19 protein-coding genes and 2 tRNA genes are annotated in these 24,724 nt (G+C 35.6%); 10 read left to right on the plus strand and 11 right to left on the minus strand.

Annotated elements, in window-relative coordinates; genetic code table 11:
- Positions 1-163: 163 nt before the first annotated feature.
- Positions 164-237: transfer RNA gene (locus tag HNP25_RS03865), tRNA-Ile, on the minus strand.
- Between the two features lie 137 nt (positions 238-374).
- Between HNP25_RS03865 and HNP25_RS03870 the strand changes: the two genes are divergently transcribed.
- From HNP25_RS03870 to HNP25_RS03895, 6 genes are all read left to right on the plus strand, one after another.
- The gene (locus tag HNP25_RS03870; protein ID WP_184130594.1) at positions 375-791 is read left to right on the plus strand and encodes a hypothetical protein; all 417 of its coding nucleotides are present in this window, start codon (positions 375-377) and stop codon (positions 789-791) included.
- A gap of 257 nt (positions 792-1,048) precedes the next feature.
- Positions 1,049-2,281: an HD domain-containing protein gene (locus HNP25_RS03875; protein ID WP_184130597.1), complete on the plus strand. Its 1,233-nt coding sequence runs from the start codon at positions 1,049-1,051 to the stop codon at positions 2,279-2,281.
- Between the two features lie 54 nt (positions 2,282-2,335).
- Positions 2,336-3,370 (plus strand): UDP-3-O-(3-hydroxymyristoyl)glucosamine N-acyltransferase, encoded by a 1,035-nt coding sequence (gene lpxD, locus HNP25_RS03880; RefSeq protein WP_184131032.1) that lies wholly within the window; start codon positions 2,336-2,338, stop codon positions 3,368-3,370.
- Positions 3,363-4,757, plus strand: coding sequence for a bifunctional UDP-3-O-[3-hydroxymyristoyl] N-acetylglucosamine deacetylase/3-hydroxyacyl-ACP dehydratase (locus HNP25_RS03885; protein WP_184130600.1), 1,395 nt, complete (start codon positions 3,363-3,365; stop codon positions 4,755-4,757). Before lpxD ends, HNP25_RS03885 begins: the two co-directional genes overlap by 8 nt.
- A 60-nt stretch (positions 4,758-4,817) precedes the next feature.
- Complete coding sequence (gene lpxA / locus HNP25_RS03890) at positions 4,818-5,594, plus strand: acyl-ACP--UDP-N-acetylglucosamine O-acyltransferase (protein WP_184130603.1); 777 nt, start codon at positions 4,818-4,820, stop codon at positions 5,592-5,594.
- Between the two features lie 75 nt (positions 5,595-5,669).
- On the plus strand, positions 5,670-6,290 hold the full coding sequence (locus tag HNP25_RS03895) for an ABC transporter ATP-binding protein (protein WP_184130606.1): 621 nt from the start codon (positions 5,670-5,672) through the stop codon (positions 6,288-6,290).
- A 1-nt stretch (position 6,291) separates the two neighbouring features.
- Here the strand turns inward: HNP25_RS03895 and HNP25_RS03900 are convergent, their stop codons facing one another.
- From HNP25_RS03900 to HNP25_RS03940, 9 genes are all read right to left on the minus strand, one after another.
- Positions 6,292-7,185 carry a Fic family protein gene (locus tag HNP25_RS03900; protein WP_184130609.1) on the minus strand — a complete coding sequence of 298 codons (894 nt, stop codon included), beginning with the start codon at positions 7,183-7,185 and terminating at the stop codon, positions 6,292-6,294.
- A 178-nt stretch (positions 7,186-7,363) separates the two neighbouring features.
- Positions 7,364-7,435, minus strand: a tRNA-Arg gene (locus HNP25_RS03905).
- Positions 7,436-7,463: 28 nt separating this feature from the next.
- Positions 7,464-8,183, minus strand: a complete 720-nt coding sequence (locus HNP25_RS03910; RefSeq protein ID WP_184130612.1) for an RluA family pseudouridine synthase — start codon at positions 8,181-8,183, stop codon at positions 7,464-7,466.
- Between the two features lie 53 nt (positions 8,184-8,236).
- Positions 8,237-9,121, minus strand: a complete 885-nt coding sequence (locus tag HNP25_RS03915) for a PPK2 family polyphosphate kinase (protein WP_184130615.1) — start codon at positions 9,119-9,121, stop codon at positions 8,237-8,239.
- A gap of 157 nt (positions 9,122-9,278) precedes the next feature.
- Complete coding sequence (uvrA, locus tag HNP25_RS03920) at positions 9,279-12,116, minus strand: excinuclease ABC subunit UvrA (RefSeq protein WP_184130618.1); 2,838 nt, start codon at positions 12,114-12,116, stop codon at positions 9,279-9,281.
- A 132-nt stretch (positions 12,117-12,248) separates the two neighbouring features.
- Positions 12,249-12,641, minus strand: coding sequence for a hypothetical protein (locus HNP25_RS03925; RefSeq protein ID WP_184130621.1), 393 nt, complete (start codon positions 12,639-12,641; stop codon positions 12,249-12,251).
- A gap of 2 nt (positions 12,642-12,643) precedes the next feature.
- Positions 12,644-13,318 carry an ADP-ribosyltransferase gene (locus HNP25_RS03930; RefSeq protein ID WP_184130624.1) on the minus strand — a complete coding sequence of 225 codons (675 nt, stop codon included), beginning with the start codon at positions 13,316-13,318 and terminating at the stop codon, positions 12,644-12,646.
- Complete coding sequence (locus tag HNP25_RS03935) at positions 13,308-14,585, minus strand: hemolysin family protein (protein ID WP_184130626.1); 1,278 nt, start codon at positions 14,583-14,585, stop codon at positions 13,308-13,310. The genes HNP25_RS03930 and HNP25_RS03935 overlap by 11 nt, the downstream gene beginning before the upstream one ends.
- Positions 14,586-14,816: 231 nt before the next feature.
- Positions 14,817-17,627: a M16 family metallopeptidase gene (locus HNP25_RS03940; RefSeq protein WP_184130629.1), complete on the minus strand. Its 2,811-nt coding sequence runs from the start codon at positions 17,625-17,627 to the stop codon at positions 14,817-14,819.
- A gap of 210 nt (positions 17,628-17,837) precedes the next feature.
- On the opposite strand from HNP25_RS03940, the gene HNP25_RS03945 reads away from it, so the two are divergent.
- A complete protein-coding gene (locus HNP25_RS03945) occupies positions 17,838-19,214 on the plus strand; it encodes an ethanolamine ammonia-lyase subunit EutB (protein ID WP_184130632.1) in 1,377 nt (458 codons plus the stop codon).
- A gap of 115 nt (positions 19,215-19,329) precedes the next feature.
- On the opposite strand, the gene HNP25_RS03950 is transcribed toward HNP25_RS03945, so the two are convergent.
- Positions 19,330-20,034: a hypothetical protein gene (locus HNP25_RS03950; protein WP_184130635.1), complete on the minus strand. Its 705-nt coding sequence runs from the start codon at positions 20,032-20,034 to the stop codon at positions 19,330-19,332.
- 489 nt (positions 20,035-20,523) lie between these two features.
- On the opposite strand from HNP25_RS03950, the gene HNP25_RS03955 reads away from it, so the two are divergent.
- The 3 genes from HNP25_RS03955 to HNP25_RS03965 all read left to right on the plus strand — a co-directional run.
- Positions 20,524-21,948: a toll/interleukin-1 receptor domain-containing protein gene (locus HNP25_RS03955; RefSeq protein WP_184130638.1), complete on the plus strand. Its 1,425-nt coding sequence runs from the start codon at positions 20,524-20,526 to the stop codon at positions 21,946-21,948.
- Position 21,949: 1 nt separating this feature from the next.
- On the plus strand, positions 21,950-23,788 hold the full coding sequence (locus HNP25_RS03960; protein WP_184130641.1) for an nSTAND1 domain-containing NTPase: 1,839 nt from the start codon (positions 21,950-21,952) through the stop codon (positions 23,786-23,788).
- Positions 23,785-24,724 (plus strand): WD40 repeat domain-containing protein (locus HNP25_RS03965; protein WP_184130644.1); only part of this gene is annotated, 940 nt, incomplete at its 3' end. The genes HNP25_RS03960 and HNP25_RS03965, both read left to right, overlap by 4 nt.

Here is a 24,724-nt window from a genome sequence, read left to right on the forward strand (position 1 = left end):
ACTTTATATAATACGGAGAGTGCTTTCAAAGGCACTCTCTTTTTCACACGAATACCTAACCAATAATTTATATAAATCCAATTTAGGTATATTATTCTATCAAAAACAGAAAAGTATCTAAACAAAAATCCCTCACAATCAACTGATTATGAGGGATTTTTTGTGGGCCCACTTGGAATCGAACCAAGCACCTACTGATTATGAGTCAGTTGCTCTAACCGAATGAGCTATAGGCCCTACAAAGCGTTTGATTTCTTTGTGGTGCAAAATTAGATTTTAAAAAGCATTTTTACAAAATATCTTTTTAAAAATACTTTTAAACCTTTTCAATACTTGTTTATCTAAACGTCGTTTTAAAAATAAAAATCTTAACAATGAAAAGGAAATTAATCTTCGCAGCGAGCTTATTAGCCGCTACCTTTATCGTAAATGTTCAGACTTCAGTTGCACAAAATGCAGAAGCACCAAATGGTCAACGTCAAGATATGACGCCTGAACAAAGAGTTGAAGCTCAGTTAAAAAGATGGACAAAGGCTTTGTCTTTGACTACTGAACAAGTAAATCAAGTTAAACCTTTGTTAACAGAAAGAACGGCGAAAAGAGAAGCGATTAGAAATGCTTCTGACAGACGTGCAGCGATGCAAGAATTACGTGATTTGACTAAAGCACAAGATGAAAAATTGAAAACAATTTTCACGGCTGAACAATTGACAAAATACGCTGAATTACAAGAAGAAATGAGAGGTCGTGGAGGAAATGGCGGTGGTCGTAGAGAAGGCGGTAATAATTAAGATTTTTAACGACTAAATAATTAAAAAAAATAGCGATGCAGCTTTTGTATCGCTATTTTTGTTTTTAGGACTTTTTTATGGGGACTGGAAGACTTTAGGACTGTAGGATTGGAAGACGGAAGAAGCAAGATTTGGATATAGACTTTAGGATTAGAGGACTGGAAGACTAAAGAGGCAAGAAACAAGATTTTCGTGAAAGGACTTTATTACTGAAAGTATTCACTAATTCAAAACTCACTCATTCACAACTGAAACACATGAACAAACGCAAAATCGTTAATGACCCTGTTTATGGGTTTATCAATATACCAACCGAGCTAATTTTTGATTTGATTGAACACCCTTACTATCAGCGTTTGCGGAGAATCAAACAATTGGGCATGGCAGAGTATGTGTATCCTGGCGCTTTGCATACTCGTTTTCACCATGCTTTAGGGGCAATGTATTTGATGAACGAAGCATTAATGACACTTCGCAGTAAAGGACATGAAATTTCAGATGCTGAATTAGAAGCAGCACAAATTGCTATTTTATTGCACGATGTCGGTCATGGTCCTTTTTCTCATGTATTAGAATCTGTCATTTTGGATAAAGTACCACATGAGCACATTTCATTTTTATTGATGGAAGAATTGAATCGACAATTGGATGGGGCACTTACTTTGGCAATACAAATGTTCACAGGAAATTATGAACGAAAGTTTTTTACACAATTAATTTCGAGTCAATTAGATGTTGATAGAATGGACTATTTGAACCGAGATAGTTTTTTTACGGGTGTCCGTGAAGGATTTATTGGTGCCGACAGAATTCTGAAAATGTTGGATATTGTCGATAATCAATTAGTCGTAGAACAAAAAGGAATTTATTCAATCGAAAACTTCCTGACTGCTCGCCGACTGATGTATTGGCAAGTGTATTTGCACAAAACATCTATTTGTGCCGAAACGATGCTGATACAAATTATCACCAGAGCCAGAGAATTAATCAGAGCAGGCGAAGATGTTTTTGCAACGCCAGCTTTCATGGTTTTCTTGAAAAATGAAGTAAGTTTAGAAGATTTTACTGCCGATATATCTTACCTAGAAGCCTTCGCTGAAATGGACGATTATGACATTTGGGCTTGTGTGAAAATTTGGGCAAAACATCCAGATAAATTACTTTCAAACATTAGTAAAATGTTGTTGGATAGGGATTTATTCAAAATTCATATTTCGGACGCTCCTATCGAAGCATCTTTTCTTGAAAAAATTCAAATTGATTTACTCAGTAATCCAAGTGTTCAAGAAAGTGATTTGCCTTACTTAATCATCCAAGGAAATACTTCTAATGCTGCTTATGTATCTGGCAAACAGAACATTAATATCCTGACAAAAGACAAAAGAGTATTAGATATTGCCGAAGCTTCTGATTTACCAACAATAAAGGCATTAAGTAACATCGTCAAAAAATATTATATATGTTGGGCAAAGAATGTATATTTGCGGTAAAATATGTTAGGCGAAGCCGTCCAAAAACAAACCCCAACGACCACCACCCCAAGAATGGAATTTACCGTTGAACAAATTGCTCTGATGCTAAATGGAGAAGTAAAAGGCAATAAAAGCCTTAAAGTTAGCCAATTAGCCAAAATAGAAGATGGAACTGAAGGCAGTATTTCCTTCTTAGCGAATCTTAAATACGAGCATTTTTTATATACTACTCAGGCAACTGCTGTAATTGTTGATAAAACATTTGAGCCAAAAAAGGAATATTCTCCTACTTTAATCTTAGTTGAAAATGCCTATTCTGCCTTTACTACACTTCTTCAAGAATACCAAAAATTCATCGCAAATCAGAAAAAAGGAATTGAACAGCCCTCTTTCATCAGTAGTTCGGCTACAGTTGGCGAAGGCGAATATATTGGTGCTTTTAGCTATATTGCTGATAATTGTAAAATTGGTAAAAACGTAAAAATTTATCCTCACGTAACGGTTTTGGAAGCAAGTATTATTGGTGATAATTGCACGCTTTATTCGGGTGTGAAAATTTATCCAAATACTCGTATCGGCAATCATTGTACCATTCATGCCAATGCTGTAATTGGTGCAGATGGTTTTGGTTTTGCTCCGCAAGCTGATGGTACTTATCAAACAATTCCGCAGTTAGGAAATGTAGTATTAGAAGATTATGTAAGTGTTGGTGCAAATGCTACGATTGACCGTGCCACAATCGGCTCGACTATTATCAGAGAAGGTGTAAAAATTGATAATTTGGTTCAAATTGCACATAACGTAGAAATCGGTAAAAATACAGTAATTGCGGCACAAACAGGTATTGCAGGTTCGACAAAAGTAGGTGAAAATTGTATGATTGGCGGACAAGTTGGTATTAATGGACATATCACTTTACCCAATAAAACGATTGCACTTGGGCAGACGGGCATTTCTAAAGCACCTAATAAGGAAGGAATGATTTTAAGCGGAACTCCAGCCACAGAAAATATAGACTACTTGAAAACACAGGCTCTTATTCGTAAACTTCCTGCTACAGAAAAACGATTGAGAGAATTAGAAAATAAGTTAAAAAGCAATGAATAACAAACAGCATACCATCAAGAAATCGGTTACGATGTCGGGTGTTGGTTTACACACAGGTGTTGTAGCCAATATGACATTTTTGCCAGCTCCTACCAATCATGGATACAAATTTCAAAGAATTGATTTACCGAATCAGCCTATCGCTGATGCGGATGTAGATCACGTTGTTGATGTTTCAAGAGGAACAACCATCGAACACAACGGAGCTAGAATTAATACCGTAGAACACGTATTAGCGGCGATGGTAGGCTGTCAGATTGATAATGTTTTGATACAATTGGATGGGCCAGAACCTCCAATTATGGACGGAAGTTCTATCAAATTTGTAGAAGCTATTTTGGATGCAGGTTTAGAAGAACAAGAAGCACATCGTAAGTTTTTTGAAATCCCATCTGAAATAAGATATAAAGATGCTGAAAGAGGTGTTGAATTAGCGGCTTTGCCACTAAATGACTACCGCTTAACAGCTATGGTTGACTATAATTCTAAATTCTTAACAAGTCAACATGCTAATTTAACTGCCATCAGCCAGTTTAATGAAAGCTTTGCTAAATGCCGTACTTTCTGTTTTGTACATGAATTAGAAGCTTTGTACAAAGCAGATTTAATCAAAGGTGGTGATTTATCAAATGCTATCGTCATTGCTGACCGTGATTATTCTGAAGAAGAACTTAACCATTTAGCAATGGTTTTGGGTAAACCTCAAGTAAGCGTTTCTAAAGAAAAAGGGATTCTAAATAATTTAGAATTGTATTACAATAATGAAATGGCTCGCCATAAATTATTGGATATGGTGGGTGATTTAGCTTTAGTCGGTCGTCCTATCAAAGCACAAATTTTAGCAGCACGCCCAGGTCATGCTGCCAATGTTGAACTAGCCAAGAAAATCAAAAAGTTGATGTTGGAAACTGAGAAAAACAAAGTACCTCAGTATGACCCAAAACAACCTCCAATCTTTACTTTCGAGAGAATCTATCAATTACTTCCTCATCGTTATCCATTCCAAATGGTTGATAAAATCATTTATTTAGATGACCAGAGTGTAGTTGGTATCAAGAACGTAACCATGAATGAAAATTATTTCATGGGGCACTTTCCTAACAATCCTGTGATGCCGGGCGTTATGCGAGTAGAAGCAATGGCACAAACTGGTGGTATTCTTGTACTTAGCTCTGTTCCAGACCCTGAAAATTACTGGCCATATTTGGTTGGTATCGAAAACTGTCGCTTTAGAAAAAGCGTTGTTCCGGGTGATACTGTCATTTTTAAATGTGATTTACTTGCCCCTATCAGAAGAGGTATTGCCAAAATGCACGGTGTAGCTTATGTGGGCGGACAAGTAGTTTGTGAAGCTGACATGACAGCAAGCTTAGTAAGAAAGAGTTAATTATCACGAAAAAATGTTGAGATACATCAACATTTTTTCGTTGTTATCAATAACAAAAATATGACACAACCCTTAGCCTACATACATCCCGACGCCAAACTTGCTCAGAATGTGGTCGTTGAACCTTTTACAGTGATTCATCAAAATGTGGAAATTGGTGAAGGTAGCTGGATTGGCTCAAACGTAACGATTTTCCCTGGTGCAAGAATTGGTAAAAATTGTCGTATTTTTCCGGGTGCCGTAATATCTGCTATTCCACAAGATTTAAAATTTCAAGGCGAAGAAACCCTTGCCATCATAGGTGATAACACTACAATTCGTGAATGTGTAACCCTCAACAGAGGTACTGTTGATAAGTATAAAACCCAAATTGGTAAAAATTGCTTAATTATGGCTTATTGCCATATTGCTCATGATTGTATCATCGGCGACAATGTAATAATTGCCAACAACGTACAAATGGCTGGACACGTAGAAGTGGGAGATTTCGCTCGTTTTGGCGGTACTGCTGCTGTTCATCAGTTTGTAAAAATTGGAAAACATGTAATGATTTCGGGTGGAGCTTTAGTTAGAAAAGATATTCCTCCTTATACAAAATCTGCTCGTGAGCCGCTTGGTTATGTAGGTGTTAACTCGGTTGGGTTAAGAAGAAGTGGTTTTTCTGAAGAACAAATCTCGCAAATTCAAGAAGCATACAGGTATATTTATTTAAAAAACTTAAATACTTCTGATGCTTTAACGCAAATTGAAATCAATCTTCCTGCTTCTTCTGAACGTGATGAAATTGTCAACTTCATCCGTAATTCTGAAAGAGGTATCATGAAAGGACTTTCTTAATATTCTTCAAAAGGTTGATACTGAATATTTTAAATATTCAGTATCAACCTTTAAAATTTAATCAGCACAGGTAAATTGCACATCATCACTCAAAATCTTGGTAAAAAATTCAGAAATGAATGGATTTTCAGAAATGTAAATCTGACCTTTCATGCTGGAAATTCCTATACTTTTACGGGTGCGAATGGTAGTGGAAAATCTACCTTACTTCAAGTACTTTCGGGCTTTATGCCTCATAGCGAAGGAACGATTAGTTTTCAAGATGACGATAAAACCCTTGAAGTCGATAGTTTCTATCAACACATTAGCATCACTGCTCCTTACTTAGAACTTATCGAAGACTTCACTTTAAGCGAGCTTCTAGCCTTTCATATCAAGTTTAAACCATTAAGAGACGGACTTACTATCAGTCAATTCATTGACTTTATAGAATTACCGCAGGCTAAAAACAAAGAGATAAAGTATTTCTCGTCTGGAATGAAGCAAAGAGTAAAATTAGGACTCTCTTTCTTGTCTGATTGCGAGATTCTGATGCTTGACGAACCAACTTCTAATCTTGATAACAACGCTTGCAGCTGGTACTTAAAAAATGTACAAGAATACGCCAAACAACGCTTGTTATTCATTTGCTCTAATCAACCTGCTGAATATGAATTTTGTGATAACATTTACAATATTCATGATTTTAAGCAATAATCTACTCGAATGCTATTTCAAAATACTGAAGAATAGCTTTGTAATTATCCTGAGCGGTAAAACAAGTATCTAACAAATATTCTTTTATATGATTCCATTCTTGCAAACCTCTGTAATAGAAAAACTTTAGGTCTTCATCTATAATAAACGGTACAATATTATTGGCAAGACATTCTTTAAACATAATCAATCGACCAACACGTCCATTGCCATCTTGAAAGGGATGAATAACTTCAAACTGATAATGAAAGTCAATAATATCTTTTAAAGTTTTCTTTTCGATGTTGTGATAAGCAGCAAGTAGTTCTTTCATTTTTGTAGCAACCTCTTTAGGTGGACAAGTTTCATTACCCCCAACTTCGTTTGGTAATTTTTTGTATTCCCCAACGTTAAACCAATCTTTTCTACTATCAGAAGTCCCTGATTTTAAAAGAAAATGTAACTCTTTAATGAAAGATTCAGCTAGTTTGACTTTTGCTTTGTCAATGATTAAATCAATACAGCGAAAGTGGTTGGTGGTTTCTATGATGTCATCAACATTTATACTTTCTTGAGATGCTCCAATAGTATTGGTTTCAAAAATATATCTAGTTTGGTCGTGTGTCAGCCTACTTCCTTCAATACGATTTGAATTATAGGTCAAGTCAATCTGTGTACGATGGTAAATACCCCCATTGAGCTTCATATCCTTTTGCTCTTTGAGATGATTGAGTAAGGGATTATCACTAAATTTCTTCCTATTCCCCTTTTCGGGGATAGTAGCATCATTTAGAATATTCCAAGTTTTACCTGTTAAGAAAGCTCCTTGAATTCTTCCTGTAGCACAGTAATTTCGAACAGTCCTTTCTGGAATATTCCATTTTTTTGCAAATTCACTTACTGAAATATAATTCATAATTGCTCTTATTATATGCCGTTATCGGCAAATATACCGCAAAAAACATACTTTATTAGATTTATCTTGCCGATAACAGTAACAATATTGCCATATTAAAACTTTTTCACAAAGTGTACCTCAACAAAAAACGAAACCCTTAACATTTTAAATGCTAAGGGTTTATTCTGATTATTTGTGGCCCCGGAAGGAATCGAACCTTCATCTTAGGTACCGGAAACCTACATTCTATCCATTGAACTACGGAGCCGAGAGCCTTGAATTGGATAGTCGCAAAATTACGAAAACTTCTCTAACTGCTTTACCAAAACCTCAAAATCTTTCGGATAAGGAGCTTCTACCTTTATAATCTCATCATTCAATAATCTGAAGGTCAAAGAACGAGAGTGCAAGGCTACTCTTTTCATCAAAGGGAGTTCGTCTGTATCTTTTTTCAGATTAAATTTTCTTTTTAAATCAGATAAGTAAATAAACTCTCCGCCATACGTTGGGTCACAAACAATTGGTGCTTTCAAACATACCAAATGAATCCTGATTTGGTGCATTCTACCCGTTACAGGCATACATTCTACCAAAGTATGGTTACGATATACTTTAATCGTATTGAAGATTGTTTCAGCCTCTTTTCCCTTCTGACGGTCAATCATTACTTGTGTTCCATCTCTTTTCTGAGCGATGGGCAAATAGACTGAAATCATCTCAAAATCATTGGCCCCATTCACGACAGCATGATAGCGTTTTTCTACCTGACGGTGTTCAAACTGCATGGCTAAATGACGGTACGCCGCAGGATTTTTGGCAATTGCCAAAGCACCCGAAGTTTCTTTATCCAAACGGTGAGCCAACTGGGCATCGTCTGAGTACTCTTTTGCCAGTCGCAAAATACTCTGCGAATTATCAGCCTGACGTTCGTCTAATGAAGCAATGTATGGAGGTTTGTTGATAACAATATAATCGTCGTTCTCAAATATAATTAAGTCCTTGAAATTCAGTCGCATGGTAATCTTTTTGTCTTTAAGCCTGCAATTTACCAAAATAGTTTCACATTAGCTTATTCATTTTGTTGCTCGATTACCTTGATGAGTTGAAGCAAAGTAGCTTGGCGAGCCTCATCTGCTTCTGGATACGCCATTTCTAAAGCCTTGATATGGTGTAAAATAATACTGCTGACAATCAATCGCATATTCTTTTTATCATCTGCTGGCACAACATACCAAGGAGCATGTTTGGCGGCAGTTTGGTTCACCATCTCCTCATAAACCTCTTGATAATCATTCCAAAATTCACGTTCTTTTACATCGCCTTCTTCAAATTTCCAGTTTTTAGTTGGGTCTTTAATACGTTCAATCAGGCGTTCAGCTTGTACTTTTTTTGATACATTCAGAAAGAATTTTAGCACAACAGTTCCGTTTCTATTCAAATATTTTTCATAATTACGAATATCCTCATAGCGATGCTCCCATACTTTATCCAAATCTTTGGTAAGCTCTAAAGGAAGTCTTTCACTTTTTAATAAAATATCAGGATGTACTTTTACCACCAATAACTCTTCGTAGTACGAACGATTATGAAAAACCATTTTTCCTCTTTCTGGCATTTTCACCATATTTCGCCACATAAAATCATGGTTTAATTCTTCCTGAGTTGGTCTTTTAAAACTATGTACTGAAATTCCAGCAGGATTAATGCCAGAAAGTACAGCTTTGATAGTTCCATCTTTCCCCGCCGCATCCGAAGCCTGAAAAATCATCAACATCGCATAACGGTCATCAGCATACATCAAACTTTGGCGTTTATCAATTACCTCTTTTATCTCCGCCATCATCAACTCATACTCCTCCGCAGATTCATAAAAATCTTTAACTTTAGTGACTGAGTTTTTGATTTTAAACTTCTTTTCACCGTTGTACTCAAAGTCTTTGATGTCTATTTTCATGATTTGATTGCTTTTGGGGAGAGAGATAATATTTTTGCTTTCGCCGTGGGCTGTGTCTTCACAGCCCACAATAATTGTTTTGCTAATTATAGAACTATGGGCTGCGAGGACACAATCCATAGCGAACACTCCAAATTCAAAACTCAAAACTCCACACTCAACTAAGCTCCTCTTTCAAAAACCTCGCCGTATGGCTGCCTTTTACTTTCGCTACTTGCTCCGGTGTGCCTTCGGCAATGATTTGTCCGCCTTTTTGACCACCTTCTGGACCAACATCAATGATATGGTCTGATACTTTGATAACATCTAAATTATGTTCGATAATCAACACAGTATTGCCTTTATCCGCCAAACGGTCGAGTACTTCCAATAACGCTTTAATATCTTGAAAATGTAAACCCGTAGTTGGTTCATCCAAAATATACATGGTTTTGCCTGTATCTCTTTTTGAAAGTTCTTCGGCTAATTTTACTCTTTGTGCCTCGCCACCCGAAAGTGTCGTCGCTTGCTGACCAATCGTAATATATCCCAAACCTACTTCTTTCAACATTTGTACTTTTCTGGCAATTTTTGGCTGATTTTCAAAGTATTCTACGGCTTGTTCTACGGTCATGTCCAGTACGTCTGCAATAGATTTTCCTTTGAAACGTACTTCTAAAGTCTCACGATTGAAACGTTTTCCTTTGCAAGTTTCGCAAGCTACGTGTACGTCTGGCAAAAATTCCATTTCTATTTTCTTCATGCCCGCTCCTTCACAATCCTCGCAACGTCCGCCTTTTACGTTAAAACTAAAACGTCCAGCTTTGTAGCCTCTAATTTTTGACTCTGGCAATTCGGCAAAAAGTGTACGAATGTCTGTAAACATTCCTGTATAAGTAGCAGGATTTGAACGTGGCGTTCTACCAATAGGCGACTGATCCACTTCTATTACTTTATCCAAATGCTCTAAACCTTCTACCGATTTATGCGGCATCGGTTCACGTTTGGCATTGAAAAAATGACGATTCAAAATCGGGTACATGGTATCGTGAATCAAAGAAGATTTCCCAGAACCACTTACGCCCGTTACCGAAATCATTTTTCCGAGCGGTAATTTCAGCGTGACATTTTTTAAATTATTGCCTGTTGCTCCTTTGATAATCAAGAAATTACCATTCCCTTTTCTGCGTTGTTTGGGCACTTCTATCCCAATTTCTCCGCTCAGAAATTTTGCTGTCGTTGAATTATTCTTTAAAAATTCTTCAGGCGTTCCTTGTCCAACAATCGAACCTCCATGACGACCAGCTCCCGGTCCAATATCCACCACATAATCAGAAGCCAACATCATGTCTTTATCATGTTCAACTACTAAAATTGAATTGCCCAAATCTCGCAAATCTTTCAAGGCTTGAATCAATTTTACGTTGTCTCGCTGATGCAAACCAATACTTGGCTCGTCCATGATGTACAAAACGTTGGTCAATTGCGTACCGATTTGCGTTGCCAAACGGATACGCTGTGCTTCGCCACCCGACAAAGTTCTTAGTGAACGATTGAGCGTTAAGTACTCCAATCCAATGCCTGTTAGGAAACCAATTCTTTTTCTGATTTCTTTCAAAATTTCTTTGGCAATCACATTTTGGCGTTCGTTCATGCGGTCTTCTAAACCTACAAACCATTCCGCCAATTCAGCGATGTCTAATTCTGCTAATTGGGCAATATTTTTTTTGTCAATCTTAAAATGAAGCGATTCTTTTTTCAAACGTAGCCCTTTACAATCTGGACAAGTATTCACGACCATAAAGTCTTTCAACCACTCTTGAATTTTTTCTGAACCTGTTTCTTGCTGACGTTTCAAGAAAACAATAATGCCTTCGTACTTGGTATTCCAATCTGTTCCTTCGTATTTTTTTGAAGGAACTGGCACAGGTTCGTCTGTGCCATACAACATGATTTTGATGGCTTCTTCTGGAAATTTCTCCAAGGGAGTCGTCAAATTTACTTTGTATGGTTTTAGCAATACTTCTAATTGCTTGAAAATCCACATATCACGGTACTCGCCCAAAGGTGCAATTGCTCCTTTGCTGATACTAAGGCTTTTATCGGGCAAAATAGATTCTTCTGTAATTTCTTCTACTTTTCCCAATCCCTGACAAGTAGGACACCAGCCATAAGGTGAGTTGAAAGAGAAATTATTCGGTGAAGGTTCGTCGTAAGAAATACCCGAAATCGGGTCCATCAAATACTTTGAAAAATTTCGTACTTCTCCTTTTTCATCACGAGTCATCATCAAACCTTTTCCTTGATTCAAGGCTGTTTGAACGGATTGCGACAAACGAAAACGTTCTTCTGTTTTTACGATAATTCTATCAACAACAATTTCAATATCGTGAATTTTGAAACGGTCGAGTTGCATTTTTGGCTGAATGTCCATCACTACGCCATCGACTCTTACTTTGGTATAACCCAATTTGGCAATTTGTACGAAGAGTTCACGGTAATGACCTTTTCTACCTTTTACGACTGGAGCCAAAAGAATCAATTTCTGATTTTGATAATCTTGCAAGATTACTTCAATGATTTGGTCGATAGACTGCTTAATCATTCTTTCGCCCGTTACGTAGCTAAACGCCTCCGCTGCACGAGCAAACAATAAACGCATGAAATCGTAAATTTCCGTAACTGTACCAACCGTAGAGCGAGGGTTTTTAGAAGTAGTTTTTTGTTCAATAGAAATTACGGGCGAAAGTCCATTGATTTTATCCACATCGGGGCGTTCCATATTACCCAAAAAGCTACGAGCATAAGCTGAAAAGCTTTCCATATAACGACGCTGCCCTTCGGCATAAATGGTATCAAAAGCCAAAGAAGACTTTCCAGAACCAGAAATTCCAGTGAAGACTACAAGTTTATTGCGAGGAATGATTAAATCAATATTTTTAAGGTTATGTTCTCTTGCACCGAGAATCTCAATTTGTTCGTAACCTGTAATATCAGAATGTTTGTTGTCGGGCATAATTGTTGAAAATCGTGATATAAATTTAACACGGAATACAAGAGTAAAGTTACCAAAAAAGCCCATGTTTTTGGCATGGGCTGAAGTTCATTAGTGTTTTATTCTGTTGGAAAAGTATTTTGACTTGGCATTTTATTTAGCCTTAATAGCATGACTTGATTGAAATTTTTTATGCAACCGCCAAGCCGGGGAATCTTTATCCTGTTCAGTAATAATTTGAGGGTCATTGGAAAAAACCATATTCTCTAATTCCCAAAGGTTTTCTTTCTTTTCATTTAAGTTTCCGATAAAATCTATCATAAGTAATTCATCTTGCGATGAAAGATTCTTCTTATCAAAAATTTGTTCTTTCAGCGTATTTCCAATAAATTTTTCTAATTGCTTTATCTTTTCTAAATTTTCAATTTCAGAGGTATAAATAACATTCCAATCTTTTAAGATTCGAGCAAATAGAGTATTCCCTTCATTACTTTCGTACTGTGAATGAAGTTCTTTGCTTATTTTAGATTTTAATAATGTCTCCATACTTATATTTCTTTAATGGTAATAAAGTATGATGTTGAATCTTTAGTCGGTTCATCTACTCTTATTACCTCAAATGTTGAATTATTCTTAAGAAGTACTTCTCTCTCTATTGAATGTTTTGCTATACTTTCAATCTCTTTCCCATGTTTACATAAAATTTCAAACATTACATTGTACTTACCTCGACAATACTCATAGGCTATACTTCTCCTTTTGCTTGTTGATAAAAAAGAATATTCCGAAATCGTTTCTTTATTATTATACTTCAAAATATATAATTCAAGCTCCGATTTTGTTAATTCACATCCTCTATATACATATCCATAATAGTTAGGAAGTTTGTCTAAACATTCATTCAGGAGTATCCCTAATTCAGGTATATCTTTACCTTTACTTTCTCTTAGTTTTTCATTTAAGCTTTCATATCCATCATCTGAATATTTAAAAATGATTGCTTTTTCATAAATAGATAATTCGAGATATTCCTTCAGTCGGTCTGTCCCAATAATTTCTGTCACTTCAAAAGGTAGAAATTCTTTAGCGTATTCTTCGGCAGTCATATACAAATATAAGCTGATAAGGTAATAAAACAAACATAAGTCAATGAATTGATAATCATTGGAATAAAGAATAAATACTCCTCTTTTATACTCTTTTGCAATTTGTTCAACTTTCAAGGTTTGTCTTTACCAAAACCTTATCCAACTTAGCTCCATCCATATCAATAATTTCAAAAATAAGATTTTGCCAAACGATGGTATCGCCTTGTCTTGGGATTTGTCCAAGCTCATTCAACAGTAAGCCTGCCAAAGTATTAAAAGGATATTCGCTGATGTATTCGCTCAGCTCAAAATATTGAAGAAAATCAGCTAAAGGATATTGTCCATCAACCAACCAAGTACCATCTGCACGCTGGTCGAGGCGATAACCTTCATGGTCGAAATCGGAAACGTTTCCTACCAAAGCTTCCAGTAAATCATTCAGCGTAACAATTCCTTGCGTTTGTCCATATTCGTCAATCACTATACCGTAGTGAACTCTACTATCTTTAAAACGTTGCAAAGCCTGATAAGCCGAAGCAGTTTCCATGATAAACTGCGGTGCTTGTAAGTAAGATTGTAAATTAAAATCGGCCTGACTAAGTGGTAAAAACAAATCTTTCAGTCTAGCAATGCCAATGATATGGTCTTTGTCTTTATCATAAACAGGATAAAGCGAATGCAATTCTTCGCTAATTACTTCAACAATTTTCTCGACAGAATAGGATGCTTTAATAAAAACCAAATCATTACGGTGCGTCATCAAAGACGAAACTTTTCTATCGCCCAAACTAAAAACTCTGCCTACAATATCTTGTTCAATTTCATGTACTTCACCGCTGTCTGCACCTTCCTGAACAATTGCCTTAATCTCTTCTTCGGTTACTTTACTATCGGTAGAAGGCTTGATATTCAGAATTTTAATCAGTAAATCAGAAGAAAAAGTAAGCAACCAAACAAAAGGAGCAGTAAGGGTAGAAATCATATTCATCGGACGAGCAACGGCTTTGGCGATAAATTCTGGATTGGTTAATCCGATTCGTTTCGGTACTAATTCACCAAAAACTAAAGAGAAGTACGTAATTAATAACACGACAATTGCAACCGCTATACTATGCTGATAAGGAACAAGCAAAGCAAAACGAGCCACAAAAGCTTCAATATCATTGGTTACTTTTTCTCCACTATAAATACCCGTTAAAATACCAATTAAAGTAATCCCGATTTGAACGGTAGAAAAGAATCTATTGGGGTCATTGGCAATTTCTAAAGCAATTTTTGCATTGCTATCTCCTTTTTTGGCAGAAGCATCCAAGCGAGCTTTTCGTGAGGAAACCAATGCTATTTCGGACATCGAGAAAATACCATTGATTAATATTAAAATAAATATAATGAAGAGTTCCATAATTTGGGAAGTAGGTTCAAGGCATTCGCTTGAAAGCCAGCGTGTGGTATATATCCTTCTAATTTAAAGATTAAAAGACAAATTTATGCGGAATGTGGTAAATATCGGTTGATTCCTTTTATGAAATACTTTTTTACTCACAAAATTCATTGAATAAGTTTGCATCTATAAAATAATAAGGCTTGAAAACATAAAGTTCCCAAGCCTTATTTCCTATGAAAAATCTTAATCTTACTTCTTCTCTGGCAATAAAATTACTTTAATCTGATTGTCAGCAAAGTACTTTTTAGCTGCCGTTTTGGTACTTTCTACCGTTACTTTTTTCAAGGCTTCTTCTTCTTTCAAAATGTATTTTACATCATCGCCTTCTTGATATTGAGATTGTAAATAATTTACCCAAAAACCATTATCACGCAATTGTGTTTCTGTTTGACGTTTAGTTTCTGCTTTGAATTTATCAATATCTGTTTGTTCAGCACCTTTTTCTTTTACTTTTTGAATTTCAGCCAAAGTACGGTTTACCAATTTCTCTACATTTTCTGGTGCACAACCAAAAGCAATGCGGAAAGTGTAACGTTTCGCTGGAATTTTAGCCGTACTGCCACTAACGCCAACTCCATAAACGCCCGATTCTTCTTCTCTGAGGGTTTCAGTCAATTTAATTTCTAATACTTCCGATAAAGCTTCTACTTGAGTTTCACTTTCCGTTGTACCATCGAAATCACCAGCCCAAACCAAAGTTACTCTTGCTTTCGGTTCTGTGCCTTTGTAAACCGTCTTTTCAATTTTTCCTTTTGGTGAACGAATTCCTAAATCTTTATACGTTTCTTTGCGTTTTGTTGATGGCAAAGCACCTAAGTATTTTTCAAGTAAAGGTTTAATTTCTTCGTTTTTGAAATTTCCAACAAAGAAGAAAGTAAAATCAGAAGCATCTGCAAAGCGTTCTTTATAAATCTGGAAAGCACGATTGGCATCTATTTTATCCATTCTTTCACTGGTCATTGGGGCATTTCTTGGTGCATGATTACTTAAAATTGCATTAAGTGAATCACCATATACTTTTTCAGGCGTCAAAGTTTTTTGCTGACTAATCAAATTATCACGCTGATTTGCTAAAAAGCCTTTTACCACATCAGCATCAAAACGAGGTTGTGTGAAGTAACTATACAACATTTGTAAAGCCGTTTCAAAATCTTTTGGACTACTTGAACCTGTAATATTCTCGCTCGTTCCTGTAATATATGGACTGATTCTGGCTACTTTTCCAGTCATCATTTTACGAAGATTCACGGTTGAAAATTCACCCAAACCACCAAGCGACGCAACTGTAGAGGCTACTCTTGCATTGTCGGCATCTTTATCTCCGTACAAATTAGTTCCCCCAAAACTATATCCACCAATCAAGATTTCATCATTTTTAAAATCTGTTGGTTTCAAAACAGCTTTTACGCCGTTGGCAAAAGTAAACTCTGTAAGTCCTACTTCTGGAATTTGTTTGGTAGCAATTACTTTAGAGCCTGTTGGTAATTTCGCAATCAAAGGTTTATCAACGGTTTGGTCAACATAAGCTGTTACGTCTTTTCCAGTTCCATTCAACCATTCTCTGATTTGTGCTTCAGTAGGCAAAGTAGCTTTGTCTTTTTCTGGAGCCATCAAAATCACCGCACGGTTATCATCTGTAATTAATAAATTTCCTAAAGCATTTACTTCTTCAAGCTTTACTCTTTCTAAATATTGCTTGGTAAATTCATAACTAAATTCTGTTGAAGTGAGGTTTTCATCTTCCAAGAAAGCACCCACTAAACCTTCAATCAATCCTTCTGAATCTGTTTTGTCTTTTTCTTTGAAAGCTTGTTCTTGTCCAACCATGTATTGTGTTTTAGCTCTTTGTAATTCAGAAGCTGTAAAACCAAATTTCTTTGCACGAGCAACTTCTTCCAAAATCGCTTTCAAACCCTTTTCAACATTTCCACCTTTGGCTACAACTACAGAATTGAAAGCATCCAAATTACCTAAAAAACCGCCATAACCCGCATAACCAAACTGAAAGGGAGGATCTGCTTTTTGTGTAAGTTCCTGAATACGAGCCGAAAGCATTTGATTGAACAATGAACGAACCATTCCATCACGACGGTCTTGATAAGTAACGTCTTTGCGTTTTTCTTGTTTGTGCATAATCTGCACAATTGTGTTGGGTTGTTCTGGGTCGGTAATAATGGCTACATCTGTTCCACCACTAAGTTCTATTCTGTATTTTGTTCTTGGCTTTTCGTTGATAGGATTCTGAATACCGCTAAATTTTTCGATAATCATTTTCTCCACCATCGCTACATCTACATCACCAACAACAGCAACCGCTTCTAAATTTGGTCGATAAAAATCTTGATGGAATTGTTTCAATACATCATATTTGAAATTCTTCAAGATGTCATCTTTCCCAATCGGCAAGCGTTTGGCGTATTGCGAATTTTTAAGAATAATCGGAAAAAATTTATCTCGCATACGTGCTTGCGCTCCTTTTCCTGTACGAGATTCTTCCAAAACTACTCCTCTTTCTTTATCAATTTCCGACGCTTCAAGCGTAGCATTGTGTGCCCAATCTTCCAGAATTTGCATTCCTTTTTTGAATACTTCGATAGAATCTGTCGGAACTGGCAACATATAAACCGTTTCATCGAAACCAGTATAAGCATTCAAATCTGCCCCAAAACGAACACCCGATTTTTGAAGGAAATTAACTAATTCGTTTTTAGGAAAGTTTTTAGTGCCATTAAAATTCATGTGTTCCATGAAGTGTGCCAAGCCTTGTTGTTCATCATTTTCCAAAATAGAACCCGCTTTTACCATCAAACGCAATTGAGCCCTATTTTTGGGTTCAGCGTTTTTCATGATATAATACTTGAGACCATTTGGAAGGATTCCCGTTTTTACCTTAGGATCCATCGGAAGGAGTTTTTTGCTCAAATCTTCTTGAGCCATCACCGAAAAGCTTGAGATAAAACTCAACGCTACCACAGCGATAAGGGTAGTAACTTTTTTCATGCTAATAGAGGACTCTCAGACCCCACCGAGAGGAAGTTTGTTTAAGTTTGTTGTATCTTGGGGTGATATAAATATCAGATACAAAGTAGATTACTTTAATAATAATGCAAGATAACATTCCTAAAATGAATAACGGGAATGATTAATCAAAATTATACTTGAGTGCATTGTTAAAAACTGTTTCTTTGTACAAGTAAATGACAATTCATTATGTATCAAGCCAACATCCGAAACAGAAACTATCATTTTCATAACCTAAAAACCTTGATGGCAAAGGCTAGTCCTTTGCGTTCGGGCGATGAATTGGCTGGCGTTGCAGCAAGTACTGCCGAGGAAAGAGTAGCGGCACAAATGGCTTTGGCAGATGTTCCTTTAAAAACTTTTCTTACCGAACACCTCATTCCTTATGAAGAAGATGAAATTACTCGTTTGATTATTGATACGCATGATGAAAAAGCATTTGCACCAATCAGTCATTTAACCGTAGGTGATTTTAGGAATTTTTTATTGGAAGAAAGTACTGATACGCTTGTACTTCAAGCTTTACAAAAAGGGTTAACACCCGAAATGGTAGCGGCAGTAAGTAAATTAATGCGTATTCAAGATTTGGTAACTGTTGCCTCAAAATGTGAAGTAATAACCCAATTTCGCAACACAATTGGCTTGAAAGGACACTTTTCTACTCGCCTTCAACCTAATCATCCAACAGATGATTTTAAAGGAATCGCTGCAAGTATGATTGACGGGCTTTTCTATGGAAGTGGCGATGCTGTAATTGGTATAAATCCTGCTACTGACAATGTCCCAACCGTTATTCGTTTACTCGAAATGTTGGATGCCGTTCGTCAACGTTTTGATATTCCGATGCAATCTTGCATTTTGAGCCATATTACCACCACGATAAAAGCCATTGAACAAAATGCACCTGTCGATTTAGTTTTTCAATCAATTGGCGGAACAGAGGCAACCAATACTTCTTTTGGTGTCAATCTGAATATTTTACAAGAAGGTTATGAAGCGGGACTTTCGCTAAAAAGAGGAACTGTAGGAAATAATCTGATGTATTTTGAAACGGGACAAGGAAGTTCACTTTCTGCCAATGCACATCATGGACTCGACCAACAAACGTGTGAAACTCGTGCTTATGCTGTGGCTAGGCATTTTAATCCTTTGTTGGTCAATACCGTTGTGGGTTTTATTGGGCCAGAGTACTTATATAATGGCAAACAGATTATCAGAGCAGGTTTAGAAGACCATTTTTGTGGAAAACTCTTGGGCTTGCCAATGGGCGTTGACGTTTGTTACACCAATCATGCCGAAGCCGACCAAGACGACATGGATACTTTACTTACTTTGTTGGCAACGGCAGGTTGTAATTTCATCATGGGCGTTCCTGGTGCAGACGATGTAATGCTTCATTATCAAAGTACTTCTTTTCATGATGCACTTTATGTAAGACATTTATTAGGCTTACGCCCCGCCCCAGAGTTTGAAGCATGGTTAATGAAAATGAATATTTTTGATGATAAAATGAGTTTAAAAACGGGGAATCAGCAACTCCTAAATGCAATGTTTAGATTAGAGTAATTTATGCTAGGCAATAAAAAGCCAATGTCGATATTCATAAAAAAGCCACCAATAACATTGATGGCTTTTAAAACTTACAGGATGTTCAACCCTCATTGTCAACCGTAATATGTAATCAGACCTTCAAACCTTTCACTAATTTATATTCAACTGACGCTACCCCATATTGACTTTTTACAGATTCTTTGATGCGTTGCGTAACTTCAGACAACTTTTCATAATAAGTATTACGCTGGTCAGATACTGTTTTCAATGAACCAAGCGTAGTGGCAACATTGATATTAGCCGTGTTGATTGCATCAAGCTTGGCTTGTAAAGTAATCAGCTTTACATTTTCATTAGCAGGATTATAAGCAGTTCCTAAACTGACTAAAATACTGATTATATCTGAAAAATTCTGGGTTTTGCTTCCATAAGAAAGCTCTGACTGGCTTATGGTATTAACACTTTCTCCTTCTTTTGCTTTAGGACTATTCTTTCCTCTAATTTTCTCGGCGATAGCAGAAATATCAGATAGCTCTTTGGCATTTTTCCCTAGTGAAGCCCTAACTGTAGCCAAAATTGGACTAATCAGTTTGGCGACAGAATTTGTTTCGTTGGCAAATAATTTAAGCCTTGTTTCTACTGCGGAAGAGTAACTGGCTCTCTGGGTAATAACCTTAGTATTTTCGGTTTTAGTGGAAGCAATTAAAGCATCGTAAGCCTCAATTGTAATTTCGGATGTTGGAGCAATATAACCTGTAAAACCTTTTAAGTGTGTTGAAATGGTGATTGCGTTAGCAAGTTTTGCACCGAAGGTAGCCTCTGTTGTTGTTGCCATTGGTAGAATGATTTAAAGGTGGAAAGATTAATTTATCACTACATAAAGTTAACAAAAGAGCAAATTACTTCTACCGATTATGGCATTTTTATTTCACAAATAATTGGTAATTATCCAATTATATAAATGAAGAAGGCATACCACAAAATATTATTAGCATATCACTAAATCAAAGCCTCATATATAAAGATGGAATTAGCATATCACTAAATGAAAGACTCGTATATAAAGATGTAATTGGCATATCACTAAATGAAAGACTCGTATATAAAGATGCAATTGGCATATCACTAAATAAAAGCCTCGTATATAAAGATTAAATTGGCATGTCACTAAATCAAAACCACCTTTAACCTTTTTGTAAAGCCTTGACAGACATTGCTTTTACCGTTTAATAAAATTAAGACTTCCTTCAAGTTTTTGTTTTTTAATTTCAGTAACTTGGATTTAATTAAATCAAATAGATAAGTAGCTACTAATAAATTGAATATGTTTGAATATATCATTACAGCCATTCAGCAAGAAAAGTGCATATTGGTTTTAGGTCCAGAGCTTTATCATTTTGAAGGAAAAAGTTTTGATACTTCTATCAAGGAAGCTTATGATCAATATTATGAGCAATTACCTCCTCGGGAAAAAGAAAAATTAGGCAATCAAAAGATTGAGTTTGTCAATTATCCATTTTTAATGGAGGAATTGATGAGTCATAATTCCGAAATGGCTGAAATCCATATTCACAATTTTGTTAGAGTGTATTTTAGACAAAGAATAGAGTGGATGGACTATTATAAGCAAATTGCTGCATTACCCATTCCTTTAATAATTTCTTTGTTGCCTGATGATAATCTTCAAAATGCTTTCAATGAAGTATATCCTGATTCTTTTGATGTAAGTAGTTACTCTCGTAAAAATGAAAATTTAGCACAGATTAATGAAAAGCCCACTTCAAAAAAACCACTTATCTACAAGCTTTTGGGTGATATGGCAAACAATAACTATGATGTCAATTTTACTTTTACAGATTGGTTTAGTTATTTCAAAAATATTTTTGGTAAAAAGCCCTTACCTGTTGAAATACTTTCCTTATTGAATGAGAATCCTGTCATTATCTTTCTGGGGGTTCGTTTTGAAAAATGGTATGTTCAGTTACTCATTAGGCTTTTAGTTTCTGATGAAAGCGGAAAGCTAAGAATGGGCAATCGTTTTTCATTTTCTCACATAGTCGAACAAGGCTTAGAAACGCTGGTTTGGAATCGATTTTCTTTAAATGCAGAACAAGCAAACCCCATAGATTTTTTAAATAGTATTTATAAACAATGTAAAGACAAAGGAATGTTAAGAGTAGCTGAACCCACAAAGGAAAAAATAAACGCAACAGTTTTTATTTCTTATAACCATCAAAATACAGCCATTGCCGAAAGAGTAAAAACAGATTTAGAGGCTTATGGCATCAAAGTATTAATAGACCAAGATAACCCTGTTGGCTTTTCTATTCCAAAATTTATTGATAGAGAAATGGCTAAATGTGATTTGGTTTTGCCATTGATTTCAAAAACTTTCATGACTTCTGCATGGGTGGCAATAGAATCACTCACCACAATCTGGGCAAATAAAAAAGTATTGCCCTGTGATGTAGATGATGCTTTATTTGACGGAAAGTTTATTGATGAGGCATTTGATTTAGTTGAAGAAAAAAAACAGGCCATTGGAAAACGTATTAATGACAGAAGAAGTAAAGGTTTTGATTCACGAGATTTAACGGATATTGAAGAAAGGCTGTTGGACTTAAAAAATAACCTTGCTAAAATTATTAAATTCTTCCAGAATACAAATAGAGCAAACCTACGTGAAGGTAATTATGACGAAGGCTTTGCACAAGTAATTAAATCTATCAAAAAGCAAATTGCCTCCTAATATGAATGAAGAACAGGCTATCGAAGTATATCGTTATCCGGGGGTAACACCATTTTCAACCGAGCATAAAGAGTTGTTGATGGGGAGAGAAAAGGACATTGAGGCATTTTATCAATTATTGACACTGAAACAATTGATAATTCTATATGGTAAAAGTGGCTACGGAAAAAGTTCTTTAATTAATGCAGGAGTAATCCCCAAATTAGTAGAAGCTGAAACAAACAAGAGTGTTTACTTTAATATTAGACTATATGCTAAAAACAAAGAGAAAAAAGAGCCAAGTCCTATTGAAAAACTCCTTGAAAAATTGAAGGAGAATGTACTAGAACAGTCTTTTCTGCATCATGCTAAAATCAATATAACAGATGAGTTTCAATTATGGTATTGGCTAAAAAATCATCAATATGCCTCTAATGATGCAGCTATTATTTTATTTTTTGACCAATTTGAAGAATTATTTAGCTATGATAAAAAAGAAGAAATCATTCCATTTGCTGAACTCTTAGGCAAAATGCTCTTTCAAGATTTACCACACGATTTTTTAGAGGATGCCTACCAAGAATTATGGAAAGCCAAAGAAAAAGAGACAAACCCAGAACGTTTACAAGCATTAGATAATGACATTAGTCTATTATACAAAAAGCCAAATATCAAATTGGTTTTTTCTTTACGTTCAGATAGATTATCCTTATTAAATCAGCTAACAGACTATCTTCCTAATCTTCAACAAAACTATTATGAACTAAACCCCATTTCAGAAAATGCCGCTCGTTTAGCTATTACACAGCCAGCCCAAATTATTAATGAAAAATTTACTACGCCTGAATTTGTTTTTGAAAAAGAAGTAGTAGAAACTATTATTAAAAGGGTAAAGAATACACATGATGGTAAAATAGATACGGCTACCTTACAAATTATCTGCCGTTTTATTGAAGAACAAAAAGTGTGGAAAGAAAAAAAACTGAGCATTACAGGGGATGTATTAGGAGACATAACAAATATTTTTAAAAACTTTTATCAAACAAGCCTCAGTAAACTCAACAAAGAAGAAAAAGCCATAGCCAGCCAAACGATTGAAGAAAAGTTTATCCAAAATAACCAGCGTATTCCTTTTGCAGGCGACCACCTCAAGCAAGAGTATCATTTGAGCCAAACGGTATTAGATGAATTAGAAAAAAGCACCCTACTCCGCAAAGAAAGAGACACCGCTGGACGCTTTATCTATGAAATTGGACATGATACTTTGATTGAACCGATTTATGAATTTGCTGAGCAAAGAAAAATTGCACAGCAATTAAAAATACAGGAATTAGAGAAAAAACAATTAGCTATTGAAATTCAAAACAAGCATAAAGAATTAGAATATCAGCGACTGCAAGAAGAAATAAGCAAGCGGCAAGCAATACAGATTCGACAAGAACTTGAAGCTCAAAAATTGCAACAAGAACTTGATAAACAGAAGCAAAAAGAACAAGAGCTTAAAAATCAAAAGCTACAACAAGAGTTAGATTCGAGAAAAAAAATTACTAAAATATATCTTAGTGTAGGAGTTCTATTTTTATTTTTAATAGTTTGGATATACAACTTGTGGCGAACAACTGAATCAGAAAAAGAAAAGGTAGAACAAGCAAAAGAAAATGCCCAAAAAACGTTATACCAACTTTATTACCAACAAGCCAAAACTGTAAAAGACAATGGCGATAATATTTTGCGAAATAAAGATGTTGAAACTGCCCGATATTATTATGACTCTGCCAATGTAATATTGGAAAAAATACCCGAAACCGATAGCATAGCCACAGAGCTGAAAAGTGAACTACAAAAATTATTAAAGAAATGAGAATAGCCTTGACACTCATAAGCATATTGCTCAATATCGCAACATTGGCACAAAAGACAGACCAAAAGCCAAATGAAATTAGCTTTGAACAAAAAATACAAATAGCTGATAAGCTTTTTAAAGAAGGTAAAACCATAGAAGCCATACAAAGCTATAATATAGCCCGTATTTTGGCTGGGACTGATAATGCTAAACATACAATTGTGGACAAGAGCATTGAAGCTGTATTTAAAGCCATAGAAAAACAAAAAGAGGAAGCAAAACAAAATGAGCGGAAAGCCAGATTAGCAGAAGCTATTGCAAAGGAAAGTGAACAAAAAGCTAAAATAGCGACTAATAACGCCAATGCTCTTTACTTGACATCTGAAGCAGAAAAAATAAACCCTATACAAGGCTTACGTTTAACAGAAAAAGCCCTTACTAAAACCAAAGATACTAATCTCATTAAAACCATTAAACAAGCTAATAAGACTATCTTTAACCAAAGTAATACTCATCAGTGGAGAGAGAAAAATAGGTTTGACGATATTTTTAGTTTGGGCTCAGATAAAATTATTGCTTTTTCCCAAAATAGTAAATGGTTCATAGCGAAAGATATGAATCAAAATGCCAAAGTCTGGTCATTGGAACAAGAAAAACAAGCTGACTTTTTAAATAAAGAGAAAAATATTCGTTCTGCTACTTTTTCCCCAGATAGTAAATGGCTCGTAACAGAAGATGTGAATCTAAATGCCAAAGTCTGGTCGTTGGAAAAGGAAATACAAACTGACTTTTTTAAGGAAAGGGTATTTTCTGCTACTTTTTCCCCAGATAGCAAATGGCTCATAACAGAAGATATGAGTCTATATGACAAAGTCTGGTTAGTGGAAAAAGGGAAACAAACTGACTTTTTAAATGAAGAAAAAAAGATATTTTCTGCTACTTTTTCCCCAGATA

This window comes from Arcicella rosea (assembly GCF_014204325.1).
GTDB lineage: Bacteria > Bacteroidota > Bacteroidia > Cytophagales > Spirosomataceae > Arcicella > Arcicella rosea_A.